This is a genomic window from Thermus sp., from assembly GCF_037444525.1.
Classification (GTDB): Bacteria; Deinococcota; Deinococci; order Deinococcales; family Thermaceae; genus Thermus.
Window position 1 is genome coordinate 1 of record NZ_JBBIMD010000090.1, and the last position, 5,763, is coordinate 5,763.

A 5,763-nucleotide genomic window follows, 5' to 3' on the forward strand; every position below is an offset into this window, starting at 1 on the left:
GAGCAGGGCCTGCAGAACCTGGGTTACCGTTTCCCTCACTGCTTCCCTCAAGATCATCTGGAGGGTATCCTGATCCATGGGGTACCTCCTCTCCCGTTGGTACCCCCATTCATACACATACCCTTACACATAATTCCTTACACGACCCCGCCTTGGCCTCCGTCCTCCTCTACACCGCCCCCGCCTGGGTGGCCCTCATGGCCTGGCTTTTCCTAAAGGAGCCCTTGGGGCGGCGGGGGGCTTGGGCGGTCCTCCTCACCCTTCTTGGGGTGGGGCTCATGGGCCTGGGGGGTGGCCAGGGGGTGCGCTTCGGGGCCTTGGCCCTCCTTTTTGGCCTCCTCTCCGGTTTCACCTACGCCCTCTACTACATCTTCGGCAAGGTGTACCTGCCTCGCTACGCCACGCCCACCCTCTTCCTCTACGCCCTGCCCGTGGGGGCCTTGGGGCTTCTGCCCTTCGTGGACTGGCCTGCCCTTTCCCCAAGGGCTCTCCTCGCGCTCCTCTTCCTAGGTGCGTTTTCCACCTATGGGGCCTACCTGGCCTACTACGCGGGGCTCAGGCGCCTGCCCGCCACCCGGGCCAGCGTGGTGGCCACCCTCGAGCCCGTGGTGGCCAACCTGGCGGCCTACCTCCTCTTCGGGGAGGCCCTGGCTCCCCTGGCCTACCTGGGGGCTGGCCTCGTCCTTTTTGCGGTTCTCCTCACCCTGGGAAAGGAGTAGGGCGTGAGCACCTCGGCATTGAAAAGTCCTCGCGGGGCTTGTGAGGAAAGGGCCCTTTTTCTGGGGCTCCCGCCGAAGCGAAAGCTTCGGCAGGGTACTTAGACCATCTGGAGAAAGGGCTTCCAGGCCTCGGGGATCTCCTTGAGGTCGGCCAGGAAAAGGGGCGTCTTGGGTGCCCGGGGCGACCTTAGGAGCCGCATGCCCGCCTCCTCGGGGGTGCGGTCCCCCTTTTTCAGGTTGCAGGCCCGGCAGGCGGCCACCAGGTTCTCCCAGGTGCTCCTCCCGCCCCGGCTTTTGGGGAGGACGTGGTCCACCGTGAGGTCCCCTCCCTGGCGGCCGCAGTACTGGCAGGTGTACCGGTCCCTCCGCAGGACGTTCCTGCGGTTTAGGGGCACGCGGCTTGGCCCCCGACGCACCAGACGCTTCAAGCGGATCACGCTGGGCACGGGGATGCGGGTGGAGGGGGTGTGGAGGTAGCGCCCGCTTTCCGCCACCATCTCCGCCCCCCCGCCCAGGACCAGGAGGACGCTCCGCTTGATGCTGGCCAAGCCCAGCACCTCGTAGGTGGCGTTCAGGACCAGGACCCGGGGGGCGTCCAGGTTCACGGGTCCAGCATACCAAAAAGCGTTCCGTGCTATGCTAAGGCCAAGGTTGGGGTTGGGAGGGTTTTGTATGGCGCGAAGGCTCTTTTGGTCCCTCTTCCTGGTATTAGGCGGGCTTTTCTTCCCGGCCAGGGCGGAAGCCAGCCTCCTGGAGAAGGCGGAGGCCTTATTGAGGGCGGGCTCCTATGAGGAGGCGGCGCTGGCCTACGAGGCCTATCTGGCCCAGGACTACGGCCGCCTCGAGGCCCACCTGGGCCTAGGGGTGGCCCTGGCCAAGGCGGGCCGCTTGGAGGAGGCCCGTTTCGCCCTTGACCAGATGACCCGCCTCTTCCCGGAGCGCTACGAGGGCTTTTACAACCTGGGCCAGGTCCTCCTCCTTCTGGGCAAGCCCAAAGAGGCGGCGGAGGCCTTGGGCCGGGCGGTGGAGCTTAGGCCCACGGAAGAGGCCCACCTGGCCCTGGCCCAAGCCCTGGCCCAGGCCGGGGATGCCAAGGGGGCGGCGGAGGCCTTGCGGAAAGGCCTCACCCCGGAGCGGAGCCCGGCCTACCGCCTGGCCCTGGCCCAGGCCCTTTACGCCGCGGGGGCCCGGGCGGAGGCGGTGCCCTTGCTCTATGCCCTCCTCAACCAAAAGCCTCAGGTGGCCGAGGCCTGGGACCTCCTGGCCCGGATCCTCACGGAGGAGGGCTTAAAGGGGCGGGCCCTGAGGGAGCTGGACCGGGGCCTGGCCCAGGTGGAGGGGCCGGGGAGGGCGAAGCTTCTTCTCCGCAAGGCCCTCCTTTCCCCGAACCCCGAACCCCTCCTCAAGGAGGCCTACGCCCTGGACCCCGGGCTTTGGACCGCCGCCTACCTCTTGGGCCGCTCCCGCCTCGAGGCCAAGGACCCCAAGGGTGCCCTCCCGTACCTCCTCTCCGCCTACCGCGCCGCCCCCGAGCCCGAGGTGGCCCTGGCCCTGGCGGGGGCCTACTGGGCCTTGGGGGACTACAAAAACGCCTACCGCTACGCGGGCGAGGCCGGCCCCCCGGGGCGCCTCCTGCAGGCCCAGGCCGCCCATCGCCTGGGGAGGAAGGAGGAGGCCCTATCCCTTCTGGAAGGCCTCTCTGCCCCCGAGGCTTTGGGCCTTAGGGGGGCCCTTCTTCTGGAGCTGGGCCGGGCGGAGGAGGCCTTGGCCCCCTTGGGCCAGGCCTACCAGGCTTCCCCAAGCCCCGAGGTGGGGGTCAGCCTAGGGGCGGCCCTTATCGCCCTCCGCCGCTATGGGGAGGCGGAGGTGGTCCTGCGGGAGGTTCTCCTCAAGGCCCCTCGCCTGGCCGCGGCCTGGTACAACCTGGGCCTGGCCCTGAAGGCCCTGGACCGTCAAGGGGAGGCGGAACGGGCCCTGAGGCAGGCGGCCCTCTTGGGCTCCCTGGAGGCTAGGGCCCTTCTTGGGAGGTAGGATGCGCTGGCTTAGGGAGAACTGGCTGGACTTCCTCATCTTCCTCCTTATCGCCCTGGTGGCCGCGGGGGTGGTGCTTTACCTCACGGGGGTGAACCCCTTTGCCCGCCCCAAGGTGGAGGTGGCTGCCCCCCCGTCCATGCCCAAGGTTTCCCCTACCCCGGCCTCTCCCTCCCCGGCCGAGACGCCACCCGCGCTGGAGCCCGTGGTGACGGTCCTGCCCCTTCCCCAGGCTCCCCGGGAGACCCCCACGCCTTCCCCCTCGCAGGAGCCGAGGAAACCAGCCCAGGAGAACCGGCCCGCCCCGCCCCGGGCCACCCCTGGGGGGGCCTACCGGGTGGTGGTGGGCGCCTTTGCCGATCCCAAGAACGCCGCCCGCCTGGCCCAGGAGCTTTCCGCCAAGGGGTACCCCGTGCGCCTCGAGGCCGCCGGTGCCCTCACCCGGGTGGCGGTGGGCCCCTACGCCTCGGAGGAGGAGGCGGCCCGGGTGGCCCAGGCCCTCCAGGCCTACGGGGCCCGGGTTTACCGGGGCCAGGGGGCCCTGCCGCCCCAGGAAGGCGTCTACCTCCAGGTGGGGGCCTTTCAGAAGTCGGAAAACGCCTTGGCCCTGGTGGAGAAGCTGAAAGGGGAAGGCCTGCCCGTCACCCTGGTTCAAGACGGCCTCTACCGGGTGCGGGTGGGCCCTGTGCCCGAGGGGGAAAAGGAGAGCTACCGCAACCGGCTTAGGGCCTTGGGCTTGGAACCCGTGGAGGTGCGATGAAGGTCCCCAGCGCCGCCATCAGCCGACTGGTGACCTACCTGCGGATCCTGGAAGAGCTGGAAGCCCAAGGCATCCACCGTACCAGCTCGGAGCAGCTGGCGGAGCTGGCCCAGGTCACCGCCTTCCAGGTGCGCAAAGACCTCTCCTACTTCGGCTCCTACGGCACCCGAGGGGTGGGGTACACCGTGCCTGTCCTCAAGCGGGAGCTTCGCCACATCCTGGGCCTGAACCGGAGGTGGGGCCTCTGCATCGTGGGCATGGGCCGCCTGGGGAGCGCCCTTGCCGACTACCCGGGTTTTGGGGAGAGCTTTGAGCTCCGGGGCTTCTTTGACGTGGACCCGGAGAAGGTCGGCCGTCCCGTGCGGGGCGGGGTGATAGAGCCCTTGGATCTTCTCCCCCAAAGGGTGCCGGGACGCATAGAGATCGCCCTCCTCACCGTGCCCCGGGAGGCGGCCCAGGAGGCCGCGGACCTCCTGGTGCGGGCGGGGATCAAGGGCATCCTAAACTTCGCCCCGGTGGTCCTGGAGGTGCCTAAGGAGGTGGTGGTGGAGAACGTGGACTTCCTGGCTGGACTGACCCGGCTCAGTTTCTTTATACTGAACCCCAAGTGGCGCGAGGAGATGATGGAGTGAGGAGGTGGCGAATGTATAGAGCAGGGCTTTTCCTATTGGCGCTGGCCTTGGCGGCTTGCGGTCAGCTTTCCTTCTTTTTCAACCCTACGCCCTACCAGGTGCGCCTCGAGCCCACCCAGCTGGGGTATGAGGTGGACGACCAGGGGAAGATTATCGTTGTGCAGAACAGCGCGTTTGTGGAGGTGGCCCCCGGGGCGCCGGAAGGGGTTTTGGAGCGGTACGAATACATGGTGGTGGACGATAGCGGGCAGGAAGTTTCCCCCGGAGCTTCCTTAGGGAGCGGCGACGTGGGGATTCCTTTTCCGCCGGGCCGTAAGGAGGTGGATGGCCAAATTCAGTATGAGCCGGCCCGCTCAGAAAGCTTTACCTTCTCTTTGGATGGCGCCGTAGCAACTGCTCATTGGAGCCAGGGTGCTCCGCTGAACTGGCGCGTCCGGGTTACCTGGTATGCCCGCCTTACCGATGGAACCCCCAAAATCTGGATACAGGAGTATCAGGTCAAATCTCCTTTGCGCTAGCTGGAGGAAGAAGATGTTGGCCATTTACAAACGTTTATACGTTCTAGCCCTCATAGCCCTAAGCACGGTTTCCTGTAATTTTGGCGCGAATGATGGCACTTCATCCCAGGCTTCCGTATCTATCTCCTTGGCCATCGAAACCCCATCTTCAGGAGAAATCACAAACAAAAGGAGTGTGGCAGTCCAGGCCTCTGTGACGGGTGCATCTAGGATAGACAAGGTAGAGGTGTATTACCAAGACAACACCCCTCCTATACACCTTCAACCCCAAAGCGGTTTTTGGAAAGGGGAACTCCCTTCGTCCTTACCATCGGGTGAATATACCCTTAAGGCAAAAGCTTATGTGGGATCTCTGGAAAAGGAAAGCCAACCCATCAGGTTTACCTACGATAAAGACCATCCTTCGGTGGCTATAGATCCGTTGTCTTCGCTGGTGGTGAAGGGGACGGTGACGGTGGTGGTGCGGGCCACGGACAATGTTGGGGTGGCCCGGGTGCAGTTGTTTGCTGGGGGGACGCTTTTAGGCGAGCAGACGAGCGGGGTGGGTGACCGGTACACGTTCAGTGTGGACACCACAAGGCTTCCGGACGGCAGTCATACGCTGCGTGCAGTGGCGGTGGACCGGAGTGGGAACGCGTCTGAGGCTTTGGTGGGGGTGACGGTGGACAACACGCCGCCGATGGTGCGGTGGGTGAACCCAGTGGATGGGGCCACGGTGGGCGGCGTGGTGACGCTGATTGCCGAGGCGGAGGACGCGGTTTCCAGTGGCTTATCGGTGACCTACAAAGCGAATGGGCAGGTGTTGGCGGACGCGGACGCTGGGGTACCAGGGTTCCAGTGGGACACCAGCGGGGTGGGCGGTTCGGTGAGCCTGACGGCGGAGGCGACGGACGGGGCTGGGAACCGTGGTACGGCGTCGGTGACGGTTCAGGTGGACCAGGCGGTGGCGGACCGGACGGCGCCTGTGGTGAGCATTGATCCGTTGTCTTCGCTGGTGGTGAAGGGGACGGTGACGGTGGTGGTGCGGGCCACGGACAATGTTGGGGTGGCCCGGGTGCAGTTGTTTGCTGGGGGGACGCTTTTAGGCGAGCAGACGAGCGGGG

The 5,763-nt window shown here is 66.1% G+C and carries 6 protein-coding genes and 1 pseudogene; 6 read left to right on the forward strand and 1 reads right to left on the reverse strand.

The features are described from left to right. Positions 1-149 precede the first annotated feature (149 nt). A pseudogene (locus WKI94_RS11265) lies at positions 150-719 on the forward strand (DMT family transporter); the annotation flags it as partial. A 98-nt stretch (positions 720-817) separates the two neighbouring features. Here WKI94_RS11265 and WKI94_RS11270 read toward each other — a convergent pair. Further along, positions 818-1,324, reverse strand: a complete 507-nt coding sequence (locus WKI94_RS11270) for an HNH endonuclease (RefSeq protein WP_337845824.1) — start codon at positions 1,322-1,324, stop codon at positions 818-820. Between the two features lie 67 nt (positions 1,325-1,391). Here WKI94_RS11270 and WKI94_RS11275 point away from each other — a divergent pair, with 67 nt between their 5' ends. The 5 genes from WKI94_RS11275 to WKI94_RS11295 form a co-directional block, all read left to right on the forward strand. After that, positions 1,392-2,750 carry a tetratricopeptide repeat protein gene (locus tag WKI94_RS11275; RefSeq protein WP_337845825.1) on the forward strand — a complete coding sequence of 453 codons (1,359 nt, stop codon included), beginning with the start codon at positions 1,392-1,394 and terminating at the stop codon, positions 2,748-2,750. A 1-nt stretch (position 2,751) separates the two neighbouring features. Further along, a complete protein-coding gene (locus tag WKI94_RS11280) occupies positions 2,752-3,510 on the forward strand; it encodes an SPOR domain-containing protein (protein ID WP_337845826.1) in 759 nt (252 codons plus the stop codon). Further along, complete coding sequence (locus WKI94_RS11285; protein ID WP_337845827.1) at positions 3,507-4,142, forward strand: redox-sensing transcriptional repressor Rex; 636 nt, start codon at positions 3,507-3,509, stop codon at positions 4,140-4,142. The genes WKI94_RS11280 and WKI94_RS11285 overlap by 4 nt, the downstream gene beginning before the upstream one ends. A gap of 35 nt (positions 4,143-4,177) precedes the next feature. After that, positions 4,178-4,660: a hypothetical protein gene (locus WKI94_RS11290; RefSeq protein ID WP_337845828.1), complete on the forward strand. Its 483-nt coding sequence runs from the start codon at positions 4,178-4,180 to the stop codon at positions 4,658-4,660. Positions 4,661-4,673: 13 nt separating this feature from the next. After that, positions 4,674-5,763 (forward strand): Ig-like domain-containing protein (locus tag WKI94_RS11295; protein ID WP_337845829.1); only part of this gene is annotated, 1,090 nt, incomplete at its 3' end.